19 protein-coding genes are annotated in these 22,195 nt (G+C 62.6%); 7 read left to right on the top strand and 12 right to left on the bottom strand.

What is annotated here, in order from left to right:
- Window positions 1-18: 18 nt before the first annotated feature.
- Window positions 19-468 (top strand): nucleoside deaminase, encoded by a 450-nt coding sequence (locus IB262_RS15000; RefSeq protein WP_089044722.1) that lies wholly within the window; start codon window positions 19-21, stop codon window positions 466-468.
- Between the two features lie 15 nt (window positions 469-483).
- Here the strand turns inward: IB262_RS15000 and IB262_RS14995 are convergent, their stop codons facing one another.
- The 5 genes from IB262_RS14995 to IB262_RS14975 form a co-directional block, all read right to left on the bottom strand.
- Entirely contained in the window at window positions 484-963 is a 480-nt protein-coding gene (locus IB262_RS14995) for a GNAT family N-acetyltransferase (protein ID WP_090294884.1), read from the bottom strand.
- 115 nt (window positions 964-1,078) lie between these two features.
- Entirely contained in the window at window positions 1,079-1,699 is a 621-nt protein-coding gene (locus IB262_RS14990) for a hypothetical protein (protein ID WP_060516427.1), read from the bottom strand.
- Window positions 1,700-1,826: 127 nt separating this feature from the next.
- Complete coding sequence (gene ileS / locus IB262_RS14985) at window positions 1,827-4,736, bottom strand: isoleucine--tRNA ligase (protein ID WP_090295116.1); 2,910 nt, start codon at window positions 4,734-4,736, stop codon at window positions 1,827-1,829.
- 244 nt (window positions 4,737-4,980) lie between these two features.
- Window positions 4,981-5,967 carry a bifunctional riboflavin kinase/FAD synthetase gene (locus tag IB262_RS14980; RefSeq protein ID WP_034800973.1) on the bottom strand — a complete coding sequence of 329 codons (987 nt, stop codon included), beginning with the start codon at window positions 5,965-5,967 and terminating at the stop codon, window positions 4,981-4,983.
- Window positions 5,968-5,980: 13 nt separating this feature from the next.
- Window positions 5,981-6,829 carry a TIGR01459 family HAD-type hydrolase gene (locus IB262_RS14975; RefSeq protein ID WP_034800971.1) on the bottom strand — a complete coding sequence of 283 codons (849 nt, stop codon included), beginning with the start codon at window positions 6,827-6,829 and terminating at the stop codon, window positions 5,981-5,983.
- 433 nt (window positions 6,830-7,262) lie between these two features.
- Here IB262_RS14975 and groES point away from each other — a divergent pair, with 433 nt between their 5' ends.
- From groES to IB262_RS14960, 3 genes are all read left to right on the top strand, one after another.
- A complete protein-coding gene (gene groES, locus IB262_RS14970; protein ID WP_004675403.1) occupies window positions 7,263-7,559 on the top strand; it encodes a co-chaperone GroES in 297 nt (98 codons plus the stop codon).
- A gap of 62 nt (window positions 7,560-7,621) precedes the next feature.
- Window positions 7,622-9,262 carry a chaperonin GroEL gene (groL, locus tag IB262_RS14965; RefSeq protein WP_034800965.1) on the top strand — a complete coding sequence of 547 codons (1,641 nt, stop codon included), beginning with the start codon at window positions 7,622-7,624 and terminating at the stop codon, window positions 9,260-9,262.
- 630 nt (window positions 9,263-9,892) lie between these two features.
- Window positions 9,893-10,342: a hypothetical protein gene (locus IB262_RS14960; protein ID WP_034800963.1), complete on the top strand. Its 450-nt coding sequence runs from the start codon at window positions 9,893-9,895 to the stop codon at window positions 10,340-10,342.
- Window positions 10,343-10,460: 118 nt separating this feature from the next.
- Here the strand turns inward: IB262_RS14960 and IB262_RS14955 are convergent, their stop codons facing one another.
- The 6 genes from IB262_RS14955 to hisS all read right to left on the bottom strand — a co-directional run bounded on the left by IB262_RS14955 (window position 10,461) and on the right by hisS (window position 18,992).
- The gene (locus IB262_RS14955; protein WP_192370687.1) at window positions 10,461-13,259 is read right to left on the bottom strand and encodes an EAL domain-containing protein; all 2,799 of its coding nucleotides are present in this window, start codon (window positions 13,257-13,259) and stop codon (window positions 10,461-10,463) included.
- A 216-nt stretch (window positions 13,260-13,475) separates the two neighbouring features.
- Window positions 13,476-14,699, bottom strand: a complete 1,224-nt coding sequence (locus IB262_RS14950; RefSeq protein WP_192370685.1) for an FAD-dependent oxidoreductase — start codon at window positions 14,697-14,699, stop codon at window positions 13,476-13,478.
- Window positions 14,700-14,786: 87 nt separating this feature from the next.
- Window positions 14,787-15,494: a glutathione binding-like protein gene (locus tag IB262_RS14945; protein ID WP_060584061.1), complete on the bottom strand. Its 708-nt coding sequence runs from the start codon at window positions 15,492-15,494 to the stop codon at window positions 14,787-14,789.
- Between the two features lie 146 nt (window positions 15,495-15,640).
- Window positions 15,641-16,336 (bottom strand): ATP phosphoribosyltransferase, encoded by a 696-nt coding sequence (gene hisG / locus IB262_RS14940; protein WP_043618363.1) that lies wholly within the window; start codon window positions 16,334-16,336, stop codon window positions 15,641-15,643.
- The gene (locus tag IB262_RS14935; protein ID WP_110818510.1) at window positions 16,333-17,475 is read right to left on the bottom strand and encodes an ATP phosphoribosyltransferase regulatory subunit; all 1,143 of its coding nucleotides are present in this window, start codon (window positions 17,473-17,475) and stop codon (window positions 16,333-16,335) included. Before IB262_RS14935 ends, hisG begins: the two co-directional genes overlap by 4 nt.
- 5 nt (window positions 17,476-17,480) lie before the next feature.
- Window positions 17,481-18,992 carry a histidine--tRNA ligase gene (gene hisS / locus IB262_RS14930; protein ID WP_060584058.1) on the bottom strand — a complete coding sequence of 504 codons (1,512 nt, stop codon included), beginning with the start codon at window positions 18,990-18,992 and terminating at the stop codon, window positions 17,481-17,483.
- Window positions 18,993-19,432: 440 nt separating this feature from the next.
- Between hisS and IB262_RS14925 the strand changes: the two genes are divergently transcribed.
- Window positions 19,433-19,861: a hypothetical protein gene (locus IB262_RS14925; protein ID WP_034801425.1), complete on the top strand. Its 429-nt coding sequence runs from the start codon at window positions 19,433-19,435 to the stop codon at window positions 19,859-19,861.
- 108 nt (window positions 19,862-19,969) lie between these two features.
- Window positions 19,970-20,356: a DUF305 domain-containing protein gene (locus tag IB262_RS14920; protein WP_034800951.1), complete on the top strand. Its 387-nt coding sequence runs from the start codon at window positions 19,970-19,972 to the stop codon at window positions 20,354-20,356.
- Between the two features lie 60 nt (window positions 20,357-20,416).
- Here the strand turns inward: IB262_RS14920 and IB262_RS14915 are convergent, their stop codons facing one another.
- Window positions 20,417-21,061 (bottom strand): DNA-3-methyladenine glycosylase I, encoded by a 645-nt coding sequence (locus IB262_RS14915; RefSeq protein WP_060602071.1) that lies wholly within the window; start codon window positions 21,059-21,061, stop codon window positions 20,417-20,419.
- Window positions 21,062-21,317: 256 nt separating this feature from the next.
- On the opposite strand from IB262_RS14915, the gene IB262_RS14910 reads away from it, so the two are divergent.
- Window positions 21,318-22,091, top strand: a complete 774-nt coding sequence (locus IB262_RS14910; protein WP_110818511.1) for a L,D-transpeptidase — start codon at window positions 21,318-21,320, stop codon at window positions 22,089-22,091.
- The last annotated feature ends 104 nt before the right edge of the window (window positions 22,092-22,195 follow it).

The raw sequence follows: 22,195 nt of genomic DNA, 5'->3' as shown, positions 1-22,195 counted from the left end.
GAAATTATTGTTTGAGCGATGGCTGAGACGACACGCTTCATGGATGCGGCCCTTGAAGAGGCCCGCAAGGCTGCCGAACGCGGCGAAGTGCCGATCGGCGCCGTGGTGGTTTTCGACGGCCGTATCATCTCGCGCGCCGGCAATCGCACCCGCGAGCTCAACGACGTGACCGCCCATGCGGAGATCGTCGCCATCCGCGAGGCTGCCGCCGTCCTCGAGGACGAAAGGCTGACCGGCGCCGATCTCTACGTCACGCTCGAACCCTGCACCATGTGCGCGGCGGCGATTTCATTCGCGCGCATCCGTCGCCTCTATTACGGCGCCGACGACCCGAAGGGCGGCGCGGTCGACAGCGGTGTGCGCTTCTTCGGCTCGCCCACCTGCCACCATGCGCCCGATGTCTATTCGGGCCTCGCCGAGCGGGAAGCCGCCGATATCCTCAGGGATTTCTTTGCCGGCAAGCGGTGAGCCCCCTTAACGTCTTCAGTCGGCGGCGAAGCTTTCGAGCGCGACACCCGAAAGGCGGTAGCGCGTCCACTCGGACATCGCCTCTGCGCCGACCGATTCGTAGACGCGGATCGCCGGTTCGTTCCAGTCGAGCACACTCCATTCGAAGCGGCCGCAGCCCTCCTCGACGGCAATCTTTGCCAGATGCTTCAAGAGCATCTTGCCGGCGCCCGAGCCGCGGCAATCCGGCGTGACGTAAAGATCCTCGAGGTAAAGACCCTTGCGCGCCTGCCAGGTGGAATAGTTGTAGAACCACATGGCAAAACCAGCCGGCTTGCCATCCTTCTCGCAGATCACCGCGCGGGTGATCGCACCGGGACCGAAGAGCGAGGCCTGCAGCATCTCGACCGTCGCCTCGACGGCGTCGGGCTCCTTCTCGTAGATGGCAAGTTCGGTGATGAAGCGCAGAATGGTTTCGGCGTCTTCCGGGCGGGCGTCGCGAATGCTGATGGTCATGGCTCAGGCGCTTCTCAAGCAGTTCCAGCAGCCAAGCAAACGCGCTTTCGACCGGAACTGCATAGATCCAAGGGAGAGAGGCATTTCGCCGTTCAAGGGAACGGCGAAAACGGGTTTAGAAGGGCCAATACCACTTGGAGCCGGTATTCTTGATCTGCGCCTCCTTCTTGCGGCGGCGCTCCTTGTCCTTCTCCGGCTCGCCGAGATCGGTCTCGGTACCCTCGGGCAGGCGGCGGTAATCGAGCGGCGGATCGCTCAGGAAGCGGCGCTTGTCGGAATAGGCGCCCATCTCGATCTTGCGCCCTTCACGATAGGCCTCCTGCTGCTCCTTTGCAGAGAGCCGGCGACCGTTGGCGCTTGCCTTGGCAAGCGGCGAGACATAGTTCGGGTTGTTCTTGTTGGCGTCGGCCTCTTCACGCAGGCGGTTGCGCACCTCTTCCGGAGACTCGACCCATTCCGGGTTCCCCTCGCGGCTGGCGAGCGACTTCTGCGGCTCGACGAGCGAGGCCTGCTGGGCCGACGGCGGCAGGACGAGACCCGGACGCGGCTGGTACTTGACCGGATCCCGCTTCGGCGGGCCGAAGCTTGCGACGCTGCCGAGGTCGTCCATGAGCTGTTCGCCGGCGGTCTTGTCCGTGCCGTAGGTCGGGCCGCCGATGCAGCCCGTAAGCACCAGGCCGCTCGTCAAAATGGCGGCCACGCTGGCAAACACTCGCAACTCTCGCGTCATTTCCATGAGATTCCTTCCAGCCGGCCACCAGTCAGCGCGGCCACTCAAGCGCCCATGGCGGAGAAATCCGCCAAATTTCGGGCAGGTTTTACCGGATGAACGCAAGGAGTGCAATTCATCCGGTAACAATGCGTTAAGCCTTGAAACCAAGCTCGCGCAAGGCAGCGGCATCCCGGGCGGACACGTCCGGGTAGAGTGCGTCAGAACCGACATCGGTCGTGATCCGCCAGGAGCGAGCGCATTTCTGGCCTTCGGCAAGCTTCGGCACGACGCTGACCTTGGCCACGTCAGCCAGCCGGAACGCGTCGGCCGGACCTTCGGTGGTCTCGACAGTGATCCCCGAGGTGATGCAGATCTCGGCGAAGTCCTGGCCTTCCAGCGCCTTCAACAGCTCCGGATCGGCGACGTGGACGACCGGTGCGGCTTCCAGCGACGAGCCGATGCGCTTGTCCTTGCGTTCGATCTCGAGCGCGCCGGTGACGACGGTGCGGACCGCACGGATCTTCTCCCACTTGGCTTCGAGCGCATCGTTCTTCCATTCCGCCGGGATCGCCGGGAACTGTTCGAGGTGCACCGAGACCGCATCGGGCTTGCGCGACAGCCAGGCCTCTTCGGTCGTAAACGGCAGCATCGGCGCCAGCCACAGCACGAGGCAATCGAAGAGCTTGCGGATAACGGCGAGTGCCGCACGGCGGCGCAGGCTCGACGGCGCGTCGCAGTAGAGCGCATCCTTGCGAACGTCGAAATAGAAGGCCGAGAGCTCGACGTTCGAGAAATCGATCAGCGAACGGGCGATCTTCTTGAAGTCGAAGGCGTCGTAGCCTTCGCGCACGACCTGGTCGAGTTCGGCCAGGCGATGCAGCATCAGCTTTTCGAGTTCCGGCATCTCGGCATAGGCAATTTCCTCGCCGTTGTCGTGGGCGAGCGTGCCGAGCATCCAGCGGATCGTGTTGCGCAGCTTGCGATAGGCGTCGATGTTTGTCTGGATGATCGTCTTGCCGAGGCGCTGATCTTCCCAATAATCCGTCGTCATCACCCACAGGCGCAGGATGTCGGCGCCGGCATCCTTCATCACCTCTTGCGGGGTGACGGTGTTGCCCTTCGACTTCGACATCTTCTCGCCCTTCTCATCCATGGTGAAACCATGGGTGACAACGGCGTTGTAGGGTGCGCGGCCGCGCGTGGCGCAGGCCTCGAGCAGCGAGGAATGGAACCAGCCGCGATGCTGGTCCGAACCTTCGAGATAGACGTCGGCCGGCCACTTCAGGTCCGGACGGTCTTCGAGCGTGAAGGTATGGGTCGAACCGCTGTCGAACCACACGTCGAGGATGTCCATGACCTGATGCCACTTGGCATGATCGTGGTCGTTGCCGAGGAAGCGATCCTTGGCGCCTTCGGTGAACCAGGCATCGGCACCTTCCTGTTCGAAAGCGTCGAGGATGCGAGCGTTGACGGCCTCGTCGATCAGGATCTCGCCCTGATCGTCGGCAAAGATCGCGATCGGAACGCCCCAGGCACGCTGGCGCGAGAGCACCCAGTCCGGACGGCCTTCGATCATCGCACGCAGGCGGTTCTGGCCGGCGCCCGGAACGAAGCGGGTGTCGTCGATGGCAGACAGCGCGCGCGATCGCAGGGTCGTGCCATCACCGAAGGCCTTGTCCATGTAGACGAACCATTGCGGCGTGTTGCGGAAGATCACCGGCTTCTTCGAGCGCCAGGAATGCGGATAGGAATGCTTGAGGCGACCGCGAGCGAAGAGCGCGTGACGGGCGATCAGCGCCTTGATGACGCGATCGTTGGCGTCGCCCTTCTTGCCCTTGTCGTCGATGACGCGGCCGGCGCCACCTTCGGCGTCCGGGCCGAAACCATGGGCGTCAGCGGTGAAGTATCCGGCGTCGTCGACCGTGAACGGGATCGCCGAGGAGATGCCGCGGGCTTCGAGCGCGCGGGCATTGTCCATCCAGGCATCAAAGTCCTCGCGGCCGTGGCTCGGGGCCGTGTGCACGAAGCCGGTGCCGGCATCGTCGGTCACGTGGTCGCCGTCGAGCAGCGGCACCTTGAAGGCGTAGCCGCCGCCCAGACCGTGCAGCGGATGGGCGCAGGTCACGGACGACAGTTCATCGGCCTCGAGGTCGCGAACGAAGTTGAAGGTGAGCTTCGCCTTGGCGGCAGACTCATCGGCCAGGCGCTTGGCAAAGATCAGCTTCTCGCCCGGCTGGGGGCCGAAATCGTTCTCGGCGGTCGCCACTTCGTAGAGGCCATAGGCATAACGCGACGAGTAGGCGATGGCGCGGTTGCCGGGGATGGTCCAAGGCGTGGTCGTCCAGATCACGACGAAGGTGCCGGCAAGGCTGTCGGGACCTTCGGTGACCGGGAACTTCACCCAGATCATGTCGCTTTCGACATCGGCGTATTCGACTTCGGCTTCGGCAAGTGCCGTGCGCTCGACGACCGACCACATGACAGGCTTCGAGCCCCGATAGAGCTGGCCGAGCTTGGCGATCTTCATCAGCTCACCGGCGATGCGCGCTTCGGCGTGGAAGTTCATCGTCGTGTAGGGATTGTCGAAGTCGCCCTCGATGCCGAGACGTTTGAACTCCTCGGCCTGGACCTGGATCCAGCCGGCGGCGAAATCGCGGCATTCCCGACGGAATTCGTTGACCGGAACCTCGTCCTTGTTCTGGCCCTTCTCGCGGTACTTCTCCTCGATCTTCCACTCGATCGGCAGACCGTGGCAGTCCCAGCCGGGCACGTAGTTGGCGTCGAAACCGCGCATCTGGAACGAGCGGTTGATGACGTCCTTGAGGATCTTGTTCAGCGCGTGGCCGATGTGGATGTTGCCGTTGGCATAGGGCGGGCCGTCGTGCAGCACGAACTTGTCGCGGCCGGCAGCCGATGCGCGCAGCTTCTTGTAGAGGCCCATCTTCTGCCAGCGGGCCACCGTTTCCGGCTCCTTCTGCGGCAGGCCCGCGCGCATCGGAAATTCCGTCTGCGGCAGATAGAGGGTCGAGGAGTAGTCGATCTTTTCAGCGGTGTCGGTCATGGTTTTTGCAATCGCTTCTTCGCGCGAACGGCCGCGCATACGAAATGGGCTCGGTATCGAGAGATGACTGGGGCGTCGGAAACGCCGAAATCCCGGACCTTCCGGCTGATCACAGCACGCGGAAGGCCGGGCCAATAATTCGCTGATCGATGATCAATCGACGGTGCCGGGTCATGGTGGCCGGTTGTTTAAGGCGTTTTCGGCCTTTTGAAAAGGTCCGCCGCCGCGCGAAGACCGAAATCTTTTATCGGGCGAAGTTGAGCTTGCGGTCGATGTCACCGAGTGGCGTGACGCCGGAAAGCAGCGCGCGGGCCTCGGCCTCGTCCTGCCGGATCTGCGCCACCAGCGGATCGAGGCCATCGAATTTCAATTCGTCGCGCAGGTGACCGAAGAAAGTCACGGCGCAGACTTCGCCATAGAGATCGCCGGAGAAGTCGAAGACGAAGGTCTCGAGCAGCGGTTCGCCGTCGCTGTCGACCGTCGGCCGGCGCCCGAAACTGGCGACCCCGTCGTAAAGCGAGCCGTCGGGACGACGGAAGCGCACGGCGTAGATGCCGGGTCGGAGTTCCACCTCGGGTGCAAGCCGCATGTTGGCGGTGGGGAAACCGAGTTCGCGACCGAGCTTCTTGCCGCCGATCACCTCGGCTTCGACGAGATAACGGTAGCCGAGCATGCCCGCGGCCTGGGCGACATCGCCTTCGCCGAGCAGCGCGCGGACATAGCTCGACGAGATGACGGATGCATTTTCATCACGGAAGGCATCGACCAGCGTCACACCAAACCCGTTGTCGCCGCCTGCCGCCATCAGAAAGGCAGGCCCGCCTTCGCGGCCCTTGCCGAAATGAAAGTCGAAACCGGTCACCACATGCGAGGCATGCAGCCATTCAAGCAGGATGCGGTGGATGAAATCCGAGGCGGAAAGCTGAGAGAAGGTACGGTCGAAGGGATATTCGATGACGGCGCCGAAGCCCATGCCTTCGAGGATGCGGGCCTTCAGCGGCGCCGGCGTCAGCCGGAAGACTGGAGTGTCCGGGCGAAAAACGGTTCGCGGATGCGGCTCGAAGGTGAGCACGAGCGCCGGCACGCCGCGCGACTTGGCCTCCTCCAGCGCCCGGTTAAGGACCGACTGGTGGCCGCGGTGAACGCCATCGAAATTGCCGATGGCGACGACACCGCCGCGCAAGTGCTCCGGAAGCGGATCACGGGTCTCGTTGCGATGAAAAACCGTCATCTCCGTCTTCCCGTCAGGCGAGCCGTGGCATCCAGTATTTCGGCGAGGCGCCCTCCTTCTTGAGGAAGGCGGCAAGCTTCGCCTCGTCGGTCCGGCTTTCGTTCATGTATTCCTGGGCGTGGATACCGGCGCTGATATAGAGCAGATCCAGGCCCGCGTCCTGCGCGCCCTTGACGTCAGTCGGCATGCCGTCGCCGACGGCGATGACACGGGTCAGGTCAATCGCTCCGCGTGCGGCCTTCGCCTCGCCCAGGGCGGCGCGATAGATCGCGATATAGGGTTTGCCGGCGATGCGCGCCTCGCCACCCAGCTCTTCGTAAAGCTTGGCAATCGCACCGGCGCAGGGGATCAGCCGGTGACCACGCTCGACGACGAGGTCCGGGTTGGCGCAGATGAACGGGATCTTGCGCTTGGCAAGGCCCGTCAGGGTCGCGCGGTAATGCTCGGGCGTTTCGGTCTCGTCGTCATAGAAGCCGGCGCAGACGACCGTCTCGGCATCTTCCGAGGAAACGATCTGCGTCCCCAGCCCCTCGAGCAGGGGCAGGTCGCGCTCGGCGCCGATGAAGAAGATCTTCTTGTCGGCGGCAGCGATCAGCGCCCGGGTCACGTCGCCCGAAGTGACGATCCGGTCATAGGCTTCGTCGGGCACGCCGAGACTGCGGATCTGCACCTTCACCATCGGGCTCGGGCGCGGCGAATTGGTGATGAGCACGACGGTCAGTCCGGCGGCGCGCGCCTCGGCCAATGCTTCACAGGCGGAGGCGAAAGCCTGCACGCCGTTGTGAAGCACGCCCCAGACGTCACATAAAACGACATCGTAGCGCTTGGCGATTTCGCGAAAACTGTTGATCCTTGCGGCCATCCTGGCTTCCTGCAAACACGGTTTCCGGCTTGCATGGCAAGGAAGGCAGGAGATTACAAGTCTCGTCTCCCGAAAAAGGCGCACCCTCCCAAGGATTCCGGCGGTCTCGAGAACCAGGAAAAATGCACTGCAGGTGCGGCCCGCCGCGCAGAAGCACATTGTCGTGGTTATCAACCGTCAAAATCCCGCCCATGCCACTCATCGACGCGATCGCCCACATTTCGCCAAGAATGGGGCTAGGCTGCCTGTGCCCGCGCCTGCCGCGCCCGTCCAGGGCACCTGCCGTCAGCAAAAAATCTAGGCGCCGATCCTTGACTCACCCCATACCCAAGCTTATCTCGGCATCGCTAGCACTCGATAAATGAGAGTGCTAACACCCATCCATCGGGTCGATCAGCGATCCGTAATGTCATTTGATCGAGGGATTAGACTAATGGCAAGCACCAACTTCCGCCCGCTGCACGACCGCGTCGTCGTTCGCCGCGTTGAGTCTGAAGAGAAGACCAAGGGCGGCATCATCATTCCGGACACCGCCAAGGAAAAGCCGCAGGAAGGCGAAATCGTCGCCGTCGGTTCGGGCGCCCGTGACGAAAGCGGCAAGGTCGTTGCCCTCGACGTCAAGGCTGGCGACCGCGTTCTGTTCGGCAAGTGGTCGGGCACCGAAGTCAAGATCAACGGCGAAGACCTTCTGATCATGAAGGAAGCCGACATCATGGGCATCATCGGCTGATCAGCCGGCGTCCACCCCTTTTTATGACAACCAATGGGCAATGAGCCCGGGAGTTTTCTCTAATGGCTGCAAAAGAAATCAAGTTCGGCCGCACCGCGCGCGAAAAGATGCTGCGTGGCGTCGACATCCTCGCTGACGCCGTAAAGGTCACGCTCGGCCCGAAGGGTCGTAACGTCATCATCGACAAGTCCTTCGGCGCTCCGCGCATCACCAAGGACGGCGTATCGGTCGCCAAGGAAATCGAACTCGAAGACAAGTTCGAAAACATGGGCGCCCAGATGGTCCGCGAAGTTGCTTCGAAGACCAACGACATCGCCGGCGACGGCACCACGACTGCAACCGTTCTTGCCCAGGCGATCGTTCGCGAAGGCGCAAAGGCTGTTGCTGCCGGCATGAACCCGATGGACCTGAAGCGTGGTATCGACCTCGCTGTCACCGAAGTCGTCAAGGATCTCCAGGCCAAGGCCAAGAAGATCAACACTTCGGAAGAAGTTGCACAGGTCGGCACGATCTCGGCCAACGGCGAGCGTCAGATCGGCCTCGACATCGCTGAAGCGATGCAGAAGGTCGGCAACGAAGGCGTCATCACGGTTGAAGAAGCCAAGACCGCCGAAACGGAACTCGAAGTCGTCGAAGGCATGCAGTTCGACCGCGGCTACCTGTCGCCCTACTTCGTCACCAACCCGGAAAAGATGGTCGCTGACCTCGACGACGTCTTCGTTCTCCTTCACGAGAAGAAGCTCTCGAACCTCCAGGCCATGCTCCCGGTTCTCGAAGCTGTCGTTCAGACCGGCAAGCCGCTCCTCATCATCGCTGAAGACGTCGAAGGCGAAGCTCTTGCAACGCTCGTCGTCAACAAGCTGCGTGGCGGCCTGAAGATCGCTGCCGTCAAGGCTCCGGGCTTCGGCGATCGCCGCAAGGCCATGCTCGAAGACATCGCCATCCTGACGGGCGGCACCGTGATCTCCGAAGACCTCGGCATCAAGCTCGAAAACGTGACGCTCGACATGCTCGGCCGTGCGAAGAAGGTTTCGATCTCCAAGGAAAACACGACGATCGTCGACGGCGCCGGCCAGAAGGCCGACATCGAAGGCCGCGTTGCCCAGATCAAGGCCCAGATCGAAGACACCACCTCCGACTACGACCGCGAAAAGCTGCAGGAACGTCTTGCCAAGCTCGCTGGCGGCGTTGCCGTGATCCGCGTTGGCGGCTCGACGGAAGTCGAAGTGAAGGAAAAGAAGGACCGCATCGACGACGCTCTCAACGCGACGCGCGCTGCTGTTCAGGAAGGCATCGTACCGGGCGGCGGCGTTGCCCTGCTGCGTTCTTCCGTCAAGATCACCGTCAAGGGTGCAAACGACGACCAGGAAGCCGGCATCAACATCGTTCGTCGCGCTCTGCAGGCTCCGGCCCGCCAGATCGCTGAGAACGCTGGTGACGAAGCCTCCATCGTTGTCGGCAAGATCCTCGACAAGGACCAGGACAACTTCGGCTACAACGCCCAGACCGGCGAATACGGCGACATGATCTCGATGGGCATCATCGACCCGGTCAAGGTCGTTCGCACCGCCCTTCAGGACGCTGCTTCGGTTGCCGGCCTCCTCGTCACGACGGAAGCCATGATCGCCGAACTGCCGAAGAAGGACGCCCCGGCTGGCATGCCTGGCGGCATGGGCGGCATGGGCGGCATGGACATGATGTGATAATGGCGACAGCCTTATCGCAGCATCGTCCATAAAGCTTCGCCCATGCACTTAAAGTGGTTCAGCGCGTCAAGCGCGCTGAACGGGCGGCATGGACATGATGTGATAATGGCGAAAGCCTTATTGCAAGGATCCATCCGGATCGGAAAGGCGGCCTTCGGGTCGCCTTTCTTGTTTTTTATCAATGCCACTCATCGCCGGAGAGCATCTGCCGAACAGTCGGCAGGAAAAAACCCATCGGTTGTAGTCAGGCTTCAAAAAACCGTTGAAGTCGAAAAAAAACGAACTATAACAGCGCCCCAAGTGAGCGAAGATTGAGGGGAGACTGGGCGGCACACTTAAGGCAGACAGGCAATCGCCGGGGCTTTTTCGTATTCGCTGCCCATCCGGTAATTCTTCGAGACTATACCTAAAGAATAAAAGCATTTAATCGCAAATTAAGCCGACACTCTCCTTCGAAATAAGTTCGCCGGCGAGATCCACTACTATCTATAGACCTTTCTACTTGAGAAAACACCCACATCACGTGGCGTGCGCTCTCGTATTGGTCATGTCGGACGCAGTTTGCACATTGGGACGCGTTTCCCTGGAGCGCCAAAGGCAGCTCCGGGAACTCTGCTGGGGTAGACCGTGTTTAAGATCACCAGAGCAAATTCCGCTCCCCTCGGCTCTTCGGGACATCTGCATCCGGGCCTACCGCATCATGAATTCATGGAGCAGTTTTGCGTCTCGGAGGGGTGGTCCGGCGACCTGTCGACGGGCCTGTTCCGGCTCGGCGAGAAGGCGGCCGCGATCCATGGCCTGCGTGACGGCGAGTGCGGCCTTCTGAACTTCGTTCGCTGCTACGATCCGGCCGATCGCAATCACGTGCTCGAACTGTTCGAACAGGCGGCAACGAGCTGCTCGTCTTTCTGCTTTTCGACGACGATCGCGCTGGAGGAGTCCGGCCAGAAGCAGCCGCTGTTCTGCATCGGAGAATCCTCCGGCCTCGAACAGCGCTATTCCGGCATGATCACCGGCATCTTTTTCTTTCCACGCTTTCTCGTGGAAGTCGCGGGTCGCGCACTGCTGCGCCAGTAAGCCCGCCCCTGCCCGCGCACGGGCCCGAGTGTAGAGAACCCTCGATCACATATGGCCGCCGCAATCGCCCCATGGGCGATTGCGGTGAAGGTGTGCGGCAGAGACGCGGACGTACGGCTCAGGCTGCCGCCGCGTCGTCCTTGTCCGTGAAGAGCACCGTGATCGGCGCCGGGCGACCAAGCAGATAGCCCTGCGCCTCGTCGCAGCCCTCGGCTTGCAGGATATCGAGCTGCTTCTGCGTTTCGACGCCTTCGGCAAGGACAGGCACGGACAGGCTCTGGCCGAGCGCAAGAATGGCGCGCACGATCGCCTTGGCCTGCGGACTGCCTTCCACTTCCCACATGAAGCTCCGGTCGAGCTTGATCTTGTCGAAGGGGAAGGAGCGCAGCGTCTCGAGCGACGAATAGCCGGTCCCGAAGTCGTCGATCGCGATGGTGACGCCCAGTTCCTTGATCTGGCGCAGCGTCAGCAGCGCCCGCTCCTTGTCGTCGATGATCGTCGATTCCGTGATTTCGAGCTCCAGCCGGTTCGGGTCGAGACCCGTGTCGGCAAGCACGTCCTGAACCAGGCTGACGATGTCGCCGTTGGCAAGCTGGACCGGCGAAAGGTTGACGGCAATCTTATGACTGCTCTCCCAGCCCGCCGCCTCGCGGCAGGCCTCGCGCAGCACCCATTCGCCGATCGGCAGGATCGCGCCGCATTCCTCGGCAAGCGGGATGAATTCGCTCGGAGGCACCATGCCGCGTTCCGGATGGCTCCAGCGCAGGAGCACCTCGTAGCCGATGACGGCGCCGCTCATCACAGACTTCTGCACCTGGTAGTGCAAGGCAAGCTGCTTCTTCTCGACCGCGTCCCAGAGATCGTTGGCAAGCGCGCGCCGCTGGCGGGCAGCTTCATCCATCGACACCTCGTAGAAGCAGACGGTCTGGTTGAGGGCGGCCTTCGCCCGGTACATCGCAAGGTCGGCATTGTTGATCAGCGTGTCGGCCGTCTCGGCATCCTGCGGATAGATCGCGACACCCATGCTGCCGCCGGACTTGAGCTCGAAATCGCCAAAGCGCATTTCCTCATGCAGGCTCTTTTCGATCCGGCGCAGGAAGTCGTTAAGCTCGGAGAGTTCCTCGAAGCGCTTGACCGCCGCGAACTCGTCGCCGCCGAAGCGTGCCACGAACTCGCCTTCCTGCAGGAGGCCCTTCATGCGCTGGGCGATCGTCACCAGCACGAAGTCTCCGGCGGCGTGACCGTGCAGATCGTTGACTTCCTTGAACTTGTTGAGGTCGATGCCGATGACGGCGACCTTGCGGTTGAACCAGGCGGCCGCGTCCAGCTCCTCTTCGAGATAGCTGCTGAACTGCAGCCGGTTCGGCAGCCCCGTGAGGCTGTCGTGGCGGGCAAGGAAGGTAATCTGCTCCTCGGTGTCGAGCCGCTCGGTGATGTCCTCATAGGTGCTAACCCAGCCGCCATCGGGCAGCGTGCGATGCTTGGTCAGGATCGAGCGGCCGTTGACGAGCTTTTCGACGATATCGCCGCCGCCATTGCCGACCATTTCGATCCGGTGCTTCTGGTAGAGCTCCTCGGCCTTGGTCCGGGCCATCTCCGGATCTGTGTAGATGCGGGCAAAGACGATGTCGAGGATTTCGCGGAAGGTCAGCCCCTTGCCGGCGAGTGTCTCGGAGAAACCGAAGATCTCTCGGCAGCGACGGTTGGAGAGCAACAGCCGGTCGCTGCTGTCGAACAGGCAGATGCCCTGCGACATGTTCTCGAGCGCGACATCGAGATTGTTGCTGACTTCGGCGATACGGTCGGCGTCAAGCTTCGCCTTGGTGATGTCCTTGACGATCTTGATGAAGCCGGCGTGCTTGCCGTCGTCGTCCATGAAGGGGTCGAGCACCACGTGAGCCCAGAACCGGGATCCGTCCTTGCGATAGCGCCAGCCTTCGTTCTCGTACTTACCATCGGCCAGTGCGACCTCGAGCGCCCGCTGCGGTACGCCGTCGCGCTGATCCTCCTGCGAGTAGAAGCAGGCGAAATTCTGGCCGACGATTTCCTCGCCCTTATAGCCCTTGTTGGCCTCGGCGCCGGCGTTCCAGCTGGCGACGCGGCCGTCGGTGTCGAGCATATAGATCGCGTAGTCCTTCACGCTGCGCACGAAGCGGGCGAATTCCCGTTCGGCAGCAGCGGCGGAAAGCTCGGCATGATGGGCGAAGCCGGCGGCGATCAGCACCATCGACAGCAGGAAGAAGGCGGTGCCGGCGATGACGAAGGCAAGCAGATGCGGCTGGATCATGCCCGCATGGGTCGGCGTCAGCAGATCGGCCTCGATCGTGACCGCGCCCATGGCGGTGAAATGCAACGCGACGATCCCGAGCGTCATCAGCAGGGTGGCAAGGATCTTCGCCTTCAGCGGCTTGCCGACACTGGCGATCGTGCGCAGAGCGGCGATGTCAAACAGCGAGCCGACGACCACGGAGGCGACGACCAGTGCCGCATTCCAGCGGATGCTGCCCGGCACGTCGAGCGCCGCCATGCCAAGAAAATGCATGCAGGCGACGCCGCCGCCGAGAACGAAGCCGCCAGCAACCCAGCCGAGGCGGTCCTGAACATGGGTCGCGATCAATAGGGCCGTCGTGGTGAGGATGATGGCAACGGCCAGCGACAGGCCGGTGAGATCCATCTGGTAACCGAGGACGACGCCGGGATCATAGGCGAGCATGGCGATGAAGTGGGTCGCCCAGATGCCGAAGCCGCTGGCGATGCCGGCGGCCGTCGCCCAGATCGCTTTCGCCTTGCCCGAGGAGCCGCGGGCGCGCTGCAGCAGCGTTACTGCTCCGTAACTCGCGAGAAAGCACACAAGTGCGGCCAAAACGACCAGTCTGGGATTATGCTCTACCACCAGGCATGTAAGAACCTTGAACATCGCCAATCGCCTAAATCAAATTCTGTCGGGAAACGAGACCTCTCGCCTCCACTTAAGCTGCCTGTGTTGGCGTCAGGTGATTTAAGGAAGTGATAAATCGAGGCTCTGCCGGGCAATTGCCCAGCAAGACAATAGTTTCGTCGTTAACGAATTTTGAAACCACGCCGCCTTCAAGTTGCAGCCTGCCAAAAAGCGCCGCCTGGCGTGGTTCGCCGCCTATGCTTGCGACAGCAGCGCCTTGAGGTCGGATTGGGGATCGGCGATGACGGCCCGGTCAGGATTGATGCCGCTCTCCAGCAGCTTCTTGCCGGTCACATAGGCCTTGGCGTCGTTGATCGCATCGACGGCCACCAGGCGCCCCTGCCGGAAATACCAGACCGACACGCTGCCTTCGCGCTGGCCGAGCCTGACGATGGTTTCGTCGTGGCCGAGCCCGAAGCCGGCGATCTGCAGCTTGACGTCGTACTGGTCCGACCAGAACCAGGGCTTGGGATCGTAAGGGGCATCACTGCCGGCAAGGATAGCCGCGACCGCTTCGGCCTGATCGACGGCATTCTGCACCGACTCCAGCCGGATGCGCAGATCCTCGAAGGGAAGAACGGCGCAATCACCCATCGCGAAGATCGCCGGATCGGAGGTGCGGCCATGCGCGTCGACGACGATGCCGTTTGCGGTTTCGAGCCCGGCGTCGTGGGCCAGGCGATCATTGGCGGTCACGCCGATGCCGACGATGACGACATCGACCGGCAGGGTCGAGCCGTCGGAAAGCTCTGCCGCCGTGACACGGCCGTCGTCTCCGACGAGACGATTGAGGCCAGTGCCTTCGCGGATATCGACGCCGCGGCCACGGTGAATTTCCCGTACAAGGCCCGACGTCGCCGAGGAGGCAACGCGTTGCAGGATGCGGTCGGCCATTTCGATGACCGTGACGTCCAGGCCGCAGGTGCGCGCGACGGCTGCCGCTTCAAGACCGATGTAACCACCGCCGATGACGAGCGCGCGACGGCCGGGCTTCATCTCCTCGGCAAGGCGGTCGGCATCCCTGAAGTCGCGAACGACGAAGACACCCTCGAGATCGCCGCCGACCGAGGCCGGCAGCCGGCGCGGCGTGGCGCCGGTCGCAAAGGCCAGCACTTCATAGTCGAGCGATGTGCCATCGCTGAGCGTCACGTGTTTGCCGGCCCGGTCGAGCCCGATCACGGTCGTTTCGAGGCGCACGTCGACAGCGTGCTCGCCGTACCAGGCTTCCGGCCGGTAGAGCAGGCGGTCGAGGCTCATCTCGCGCAGGAGATACTTTTTGGAGAGCGGCGGGCGCTGATAGGGCAGGCTTGCTTCGGAGGCGACGATGGTGATCGGCCGCTCGTCCTTGAGCGCACGGAGCTTCGCAACCAGAGCAAAGGCGGCCTGACCGCCACCGACAACAACAAGCCTTCCGGACACGCTTCCCACCTGCCTTTATTCATCTGTACAACAAGGCCTAGCCTTCCGCCCGAGCTTCGTCAACTCTGGCACAGGCCACGCCGTTTGCTATTCCTTGCGCGGCACGTCCATGCCCTTTTGAGCCGCCGGGCGCGACAGGCCGCGCTCGACCCAAGCCATCACCTTGGGGAAGCTCTTGTAATCCAGGACCTCGGCACCGCCATAGAATCTGCGCGCGCCTTCGACCCAGGGATAGGTGGCGATGTCGGCGATCGTGTAATCGTCGCCCATCAGCCATTGCCGCCCTTCAAGGCGGGTTTCAAGCACGCCGAGCAGCCGCTTGGCTTCGTCACGGTAGCGCTCGACGGGGTAGGAATTGTTGGCGACCTTGTCGGCGGCGAACTTGAAGAAGTGACCGAACTGGCCGAACATCGGACCGACGCCGCCCATCTGGAACATAACCCAGGCGATCGTTTCGTAGCGGCCGGCCGCGTCGGCAGGCAGCAGCTTGCCGGTCTTTTCAGCGAGATAGATGAGGATCGCGCCGGACTCGAACAGCCCGATTGGCTTTCCATCCGGGCCGTTGGGATCGATGATCGCCGGGATGCGGCCGTTGGGGTTGAGCGAGACGAACTCCGGCGACTTCTGGTCATTGGTATCGAAGGCGATGCGGTGCGGTTCGTAGGGCAGGCCCAGCTCTTCGAGCGCGATCGAAACCTTCACGCCGTTCGGCGTCGGCAGCGAATAGAGCTGGATGATATCAGGGTTTTTCGCCGGCCAGCGCTTGGTGATCGGAAAGGCGGACAGATCGGCCATGAAGGTCTCCTGGAACGGAACAGCGGGAAGCGGCAGAGACGCCGCACGCACACTTACATAGGAGCGGAGGGCGCGCCTTTTGAGGGCCCTACTTTATTTTTGTAACCGGCGGGATCGTCAAGACCGCGCCTGCTCCGTTCGCAGCGTCAAAGGACGCTACGAACGGCCGCGATAATCCGTGCCACGACCGGATCGCCGTCGTGAGCCGCCTTGCGCGCCCGAACCAGGCAAGCTTCGGAACGCAGGATCACGCCATCGGTGAGTATCTTCAGGTGGTTTGCCTTCAACGTCGAACCGGTCGAGGTGATGTCGACGATGATGTCGGCGGAACCAGAGGCCGGCGCGCCTTCGGTCGCCCCGAGGCTTTCGACGATGCGGTAAAGCTGGATGCCGTGGCTGCCCGAGAAATGGTTCTGCGTCAGCCGCCAGTACTTGGTGGCGATCGCCAGACGGCGACCATGGCGGGCACGGAAATCGGCGGCAACGTCGCCAAGGTCGGCCATGGTGTCGACGTCGTACCAGACCTCAGGCACCGCGACGACGACGTCGGCATGACCGAAGCCGAGACGGGCGCAGAACTCGACGCGCGCATCGGCGTTGGCAAGCCCCTCGCGCACCAGGTCTTCGCCGGTTACGCCGAAATCGATTGAGCCGTTGCCGAGCTCGCGCGAGATTTCCGACGCCGAAAGAAACGCAATCTCTACATCATCAGCACCTTCGACGCGGCCGCGATAGGAGCGGTCGTTGCCGACGGCAACGATCTTCAGGCCGGCGCGTTCGAAGATCGCCGAGGCGTCATCCTTCATCCGCCCCTTGGACGGCAAGGCGATAGTGATGGTCATTGGGCGCCTCCTTCAGAGGCAATCGCCTTTTCGATGCGGTCGAGCCAGAGCGAGAAGCCGACGGCCGGGATATGCTCGCGGGCGCCGAGCAGGGTCAGCAGCCGATCGAAGCGGCCGCCGCCGGCAAGAACGGCATGCGTTCCGGCAAGCTCAACCTCGAAAACCAGGCCGGTATAATAGTCGAGAGGACGACCAAAGGCCGCTCGATAACGAATGGCGCCGATGTCGGAACCGGTCTTGCCAAGGGCGGCGACGCGGGCATCGAAACGGGCGAGCGCGTCATCGATCTTGAGGCCGGATTTCTGCGCGAAAGCGAAGAGTGCGGCCGGCGCATCGGCAAGCGGCACGTCGAGCGCCAGAAACGCGGCGACCTGATCCAGCGTCCTGCGGTCGAGCCGCGTGTTCGCCAGTTCCATCTTCTCCTTCAGCCGGCGCGCAATATCCTGCGGCGAACGGCTAGCGTTGGTCGAATAGCCGGTCGCTTCCATCGTTGCGGCGACATGCGCGACGAGACGGTCCTCGTCTTCGAGCAGGCCGTCCATCGACAGCCGCACGACTTCAGGACCGAAGACGCCGACCGTGCGCGGATGGGCGAGCTCGATCAGAAGCTTCTGCAGGTGCTTCTGGTCGCCGAAGGCGTGGATCAGCCGCTTCTGCCAGCCAGCCGGCAGGCCACAGGCGCCGACGACGGCTTCAAACACGGCCTGGTCGCCAAGCGTCACGCTGAGAGACCGGTCCGGCACCCGGTTGGCGACGATGCGCATCGCGTCAGAGACGGCGCGCGCATCGGCTGCCGCCGTATCGGTGTCGCCAAGATCCTCGATGCCGGCCTGGTAGAATTCGTTGCCGCCTTCGCGGCGCTGGCGGAAGACCTCGCCGAGATAGGCATAGCGCTTCGGCGTTCCGGTCACCGCCTCGATATGGCGGAGACAGACGGGAATGGTGAATTCCGGCCGCAGGCACAGGCTCTCGCCGGTCTCGCTCTCGGTCATGAAGATGCGGCGGCGCAGATCCTCGCCGGCCATGGCGAGGAAAGGCTCGGCCGGCTGGATCACCGGAGTGTCGACACGCAGCGCGCCGAGGCTTTCGAAGTCGGCAAGCAGCGCATCGGCAAAGGCTGGCAGATTGATGAGGGCCATAGTCGTCAGCCCCTTGCCCGATCCTCGGCCTGTGCCGCCAGCATCTCGCGCACCTTTTCGACCAGTTCGGCCGTCGGCACGGAAACCTGGGCCACGCGCGCCTCGCGCCAGGCCGCATTGTCCTCGATCTCACCCGACAGGCGCTTGCCCTCGATCAGATCCTTGATCTGCACGACACCGGCGGCGCGCTCGTCGCCACCCTGGATGATGGCGAGCGGCGAACCACGGCGGTCGGCATATTTCAGCTGATCGCCAAAGTTCTTCTTGTTGCCCTGGTACATTTCGGCGCGGATCCCGGCATGGCGGAGCTGCTGGACGAAACGCTGGTAATGGCCCATCGCCTCGATGTCGCGGTCCATGACGCAGACGACAACAGGCGCGAGCACGTCAGATGCACCGAGCTTGCCGAGGTTCTTCAGCGCCGTCATAAGGCGGGAAACGCCGATCGAGAAACCGGTCGCCGGGACCGGCTGACCCATGAAACGCGACACGAGACCGTCGTAGCGACCACCACCGCCGACCGAACCGAAGACGACCTTTTCGCCCTTCTCGTTGGTGACGGCAAACTGCAGCTCGGCCTCGAAGACGGGGCCGGTATAATATTCGAGACCACGCACGACCGAGGGGTCGATCTTGATGCGGTCAGCCTCGTAGCCGGCGCTCAGGACCAGGCTGCGGATGGTGTTGAGTTCCTCGACACCTTCGCCGCCTTTGGCGGTACCTGAAACGAGCGCCGCCAGTTCGTCGGCACTTTCGGCATAATTCTGGATGCCGACGAAGAACAGGACCTTGTCGATCTGCTCGCCATTGAGGCCCGCACCCTTTGTGAAGTCGCCGCTTTCGTCCTTGCGGCCTTCGCCGAGCAGGAGCCTGACGCCTTCGGGGCCGAACTTGTCGAGCTTGTCGATGGCGCGCAGCACCGTCAGGCGGGCATTGACCTTGTCGTCGCCGCCAAGACCGATCGCCTCCATGACGCCGTCGAGCACCTTGCGGTTGTTGACGCGGATCACGTAGTCGCCGCGCGCAATGCCAAGGGCTTCCATGGTGTCGGCCATCATCATGCACATTTCGGCGTCCGCCTGGACGCCGGCGGCACCGACGGTGTCAGCATCGAACTGCATGAACTGGCGGAAGCGGCCCGGGCCAGGCTTCTCGTTGCGGAAGACGTAGCCGGCGCGATAGGTGCGGAACGGCAGCTGGATCTCGTTGAAGTTCTCGGCGACGTGACGGGCGAGCGGCGCCGTCAGGTCGTAGCGCAGAGACATCCACTGATCGTCGTCATCGGTCAGCGAGAAGACGCCTTCGTTCGGCCGGTCGCTGTCGGGCAGGAACTTACCGAGCGCATCGGTGTATTCGAACAGCGGTGTTTCGACCGGGTCGAAACCATAATGCTCGTAGACCGCCCGGATCTTGCCGATCATTTCGTCCGTCGCGCGGATATCGGCAGCGGAGCGATCGACGAAGCCGCGCGGAAGACGCGCCTTGAGCTTCTGCGGTTTCTTCTGTTTCTCGGTCATGGGAGCATTCCGGACTGTCTCTTGTTGGCTGCTTTCCCTATCGGATCAAGTGGGGGGCGGCAAGGGTTTGCACCGCGCAAAGCGTTCGCCCGGGCCATGCGCCGGCGCTTTGCGTCAAAGCCTGGCACGGGTGAGCTTCGCGTCATCGGGATCGACACGCACCATCGCGACGCGTCGGGGAGGACTTGACCTCAACCACAAGGCGCATTAGACGATATGCAATCACTAAAAGTTTATCGCCTGACCGATCGACGACGTTCCGGCTGCACCGATGATCGTCTATCTTCGCGGCCAAGGGCCGAGTACCTACAAACGAGTTTTCGATGCAATGACTGCATCGGGAAAACACTTCAATGGCAAACAACGCATCGAAGCGCCTTGCGGCAGTGGCGGTCTCCGGTAACGAGACATCACGTCCGCGCGGCGAGAAGAAGGGCATCATGTTGAGGTTCATGACACCTGGCTCGGGAGCCATCCAACCCGGGCACCTCGGGGCGCATTCGGCCTGGATGGACCACCTCGATGAAAGCGACTATTTCGTGGAGACATGGCGCTGCGATCTGGCCAGCGGCGTCTTTCATCTGGGCGAGCGAACCGCCGCCCTGCTCGGCGCTTCCAACCGCTCCTGCGGCATCGTCGATCTGGTGCGTGCCTATGACAGCCGGGATCGCGTGACAGTGCTCAACATCCTCGAGCAGGCAACCGCGTCGCCGTCTTCGTTCTGCTTCACGGCGCTCGTGCGCTTGCCAAGTTTGAAGGCGGCACAGCTTTTCTGCGTCGGCCGGTCGTCGCTCGACGCGTCCACCGGCGAAAACATGCTGCAGGGCATTTTCGCCTTTCCGCGCGAGCGTCCGGCGCTTGACGCCTGAACGGACGGGTTGAATCCGCAGCCAGCCCTTCCCTAGATTGATGGAGTGCCAAGAGGCCGGCCACGGCCGGCCTCTTGGCACGAGACATCAGATAAGGAAGGAAACACCATGTCGCTGAAACCGCTGATCGCCGCCCTCGCGCTTTCCGCCTGCCTCGGCTTTCCTGCGTTGGCAGAGGAGTCCGGACACGGCAGCATGCACCATGGAGCGACCGAAACCGCGATGCCGAAGGGCGACAATTCGCCTTCGAGCAAAGCCTTCGCCGAAGCCAATGCCCGCATGCACAAGGACATGGACATCACCTACACCGGCAAGGCGGACATCGACTTCGTGCGCGGCATGATCGCCCACCATCAGGGCGCGATCGACATGGCGAAGGTGGAGCTCGAATACGGTAAGGACGAAACGCTGCGCAAGCTGGCCGAAGAGGTCATCAAGGCGCAGGAAGGCGAGATCAGGACGATGAAGGCGTGGCTCGCCAAGAACGGCGGCTGAACCCGCAGTCCCAACGCCACCGGCAAACACCCGTCGTCAGGCAGACGACGGGCGCACTCATCAGGCGACGCGGGCCTGGGGCCTTGCAAGCTTGCCACGCAACTCCTCGACGACCGTGCGGCAGTGGCAGCCTTCGATGTGATCGTTGACGAGGCCCATGGCCTGCATGAAGGCGTAGATCGTCGTCGGGCCGACGAAGGTCCAGCCGCGCTTCTTCAAATCCTTGGAAATGCGGGTCGAGGTCGGGGTCGTCGGATTGGCGACGATCGCTTCATAGGTCACCACCTGCGGACGCTCGGCTGCCTGCGGCTCATAGGACCAGAAATAGGCCGCCAGCGAACCGAACTCTTGCCTCAGTTCCTGGGCGCGGCGCGCGTTGTTGATCGTCGAGACGATCTTGCCGCGATGACGCACGATGCCTGTATCGGCAAGGCAACGCTCGATTTCCGCGTCGCCGAATTTTGCGACCGCGTCGAAATCGAAACCGGCGAAGGCGGCGCGAAACGCCTCGCGCTTGCGCAGGATCGTTAGCCAGGACAGGCCGGACTGGAAACCTTCCAGGCAGATCTTCTCGAAAAGCCGGCGGTCGTCGGTGACCGGGCGCCCCCATTCCTCGTCATGGTAGCGACGATAATCGTCGAGATTGCCCTGCCAGGCGCAACGCAAAAATCCGTCCTCACCGATCACAATGCCCTTGGCCGTCATCGCCCTCTTTGCTCCATCCTGCTCATTTTCCTGCCTTTACCATTTGCAAACCAGATTCCTAAAGCAGCGGATAACCCTACCCAAAGCTTTATCGGCGCCATCGGCTTTTAACGAGGCACCGTTTACCATTCGGTCGCCCTCCAAATGACACGATTGCCCCCATTGCCAAGGCGCAACCCGTCCGTTCGAGCATTCCGCTCACCGGCAGACTGCGCCCCCTTCAGTGATTTTCGGCGAAAGGTAGCGAGTCCGTCCGATGTTGAAAAAGTCTCTTCTTATAGCCGCCTCTCTTCTGACCCTCGTGGCTGGCCCGGCCGGAGCACAGGACCGGTATCAGAACAGGCCGCCCGTCGTCGTCAGTCCCGACCTCACCGCCCCCTGGGTGATGCAGCTCGGCGGACAGCAGGCGCGCACGCGGCAGGTGATCTACCGGCAGCAGATTCCGCAGGCCACCCGAAAACAGTTCTATCAGCAGGGACAGGTCGCGAAACCTCAGGTCAAGCGCCGCGCCGTCAATCCGCTGATCCAGCCGGCCAATGCCATGCGCGCCCAGCGGCCGGTGAAATCGAAATTCGACCCGCAGTACCTGCCGCAGACGGTCGCCTATGAGAGCAAGGAAAAGCCGGGCACGATCGTCATCGATACCAACAACCGCTTCCTCTATCTGGTGACCGGCAACGGTGAGGCACGGCGCTATGGCGTCGGTGTCGGCAAGCCGGGCTTCGAATGGGCCGGCGCCCACAAGGTCACCCGCAAGGCGGAATGGCCGAGCTGGACGCCGCCGCAGGAGATGATCGCCCGCGAGGCGGCCAAGGGCCATTACCTGCCGGCGCGCATGGACGGCGGCCCGGAAAATCCGCTCGGCGCACGCGCCATGTATCTCGGCTCGACGCTCTACCGCATCCACGGCACCAACGCGCCCTGGACGATCGGCTATGCCGTTTCCTCCGGCTGCATCCGCATGCGCAACGAAGACGTTGTCGATCTTTACGAGCGCGTGAAAGTGGGGACGAAGGTTATCGTCATCTAATTGCAGCACTGCATAGAATATTCCCCTCTCCTCACCCGTGTTGCTGTTGCCTATGCGTGATTTTCAGGCAACAGCAGCGTAAGGACAGGCAAGTTTTGTGATCA

Origin of the sequence: Ensifer sp. ENS02 (genome assembly GCF_014851885.1) — a bacterium.
GTDB lineage: Bacteria > Pseudomonadota > Alphaproteobacteria > Rhizobiales > Rhizobiaceae > Ensifer > Ensifer adhaerens.
This window is presented reverse-complemented; position numbering and strand designations above follow the sequence as displayed.

What these genes read in the sequence shown, in the direction of transcription:
- IB262_RS14975 (WP_034800971.1), bottom strand. Translation starts at nt 6,829, where the DNA reads ATGGCCGCAAGGATCAACAGTTTTCGCGAAATCGCCAAGCGCTACGAT.
- groES (WP_004675403.1), top strand. Translation starts at nt 7,263, where the DNA reads ATGGCAAGCACCAACTTCCGCCCGCTGCACGACCGCGTCGTCGTTCGC.
- IB262_RS15000 (WP_089044722.1), top strand. Translation starts at nt 19, where the DNA reads ATGGCTGAGACGACACGCTTCATGGATGCGGCCCTTGAAGAGGCCCGC.
- IB262_RS14925 (WP_034801425.1), top strand. Translation starts at nt 19,433, where the DNA reads ATGTTGAGGTTCATGACACCTGGCTCGGGAGCCATCCAACCCGGGCAC.
- IB262_RS14945 (WP_060584061.1), bottom strand. Translation starts at nt 15,494, where the DNA reads ATGGCCGATCTGTCCGCCTTTCCGATCACCAAGCGCTGGCCGGCGAAA.
- IB262_RS14990 (WP_060516427.1), bottom strand. Translation starts at nt 1,699, where the DNA reads ATGGAAATGACGCGAGAGTTGCGAGTGTTTGCCAGCGTGGCCGCCATT.
- IB262_RS14910 (WP_110818511.1), top strand. Translation starts at nt 21,318, where the DNA reads ATGTTGAAAAAGTCTCTTCTTATAGCCGCCTCTCTTCTGACCCTCGTG.
- IB262_RS14915 (WP_060602071.1), bottom strand. Translation starts at nt 21,061, where the DNA reads ATGACGGCCAAGGGCATTGTGATCGGTGAGGACGGATTTTTGCGTTGC.
- IB262_RS14935 (WP_110818510.1), bottom strand. Translation starts at nt 17,475, where the DNA reads ATGGCCCTCATCAATCTGCCAGCCTTTGCCGATGCGCTGCTTGCCGAC.
- IB262_RS14955 (WP_192370687.1), bottom strand. Translation starts at nt 13,259, where the DNA reads ATGTTCAAGGTTCTTACATGCCTGGTGGTAGAGCATAATCCCAGACTG.
- hisG (WP_043618363.1), bottom strand. Translation starts at nt 16,336, where the DNA reads ATGACCATCACTATCGCCTTGCCGTCCAAGGGGCGGATGAAGGATGAC.
- groL (WP_034800965.1), top strand. Translation starts at nt 7,622, where the DNA reads ATGGCTGCAAAAGAAATCAAGTTCGGCCGCACCGCGCGCGAAAAGATG.
- hisS (WP_060584058.1), bottom strand. Translation starts at nt 18,992, where the DNA reads ATGACCGAGAAACAGAAGAAACCGCAGAAGCTCAAGGCGCGTCTTCCG.
- ileS (WP_090295116.1), bottom strand. Translation starts at nt 4,736, where the DNA reads ATGACCGACACCGCTGAAAAGATCGACTACTCCTCGACCCTCTATCTG.
- IB262_RS14920 (WP_034800951.1), top strand. Translation starts at nt 19,970, where the DNA reads ATGTCGCTGAAACCGCTGATCGCCGCCCTCGCGCTTTCCGCCTGCCTC.
- IB262_RS14980 (WP_034800973.1), bottom strand. Translation starts at nt 5,967, where the DNA reads ATGACGGTTTTTCATCGCAACGAGACCCGTGATCCGCTTCCGGAGCAC.
- IB262_RS14995 (WP_090294884.1), bottom strand. Translation starts at nt 963, where the DNA reads ATGACCATCAGCATTCGCGACGCCCGCCCGGAAGACGCCGAAACCATT.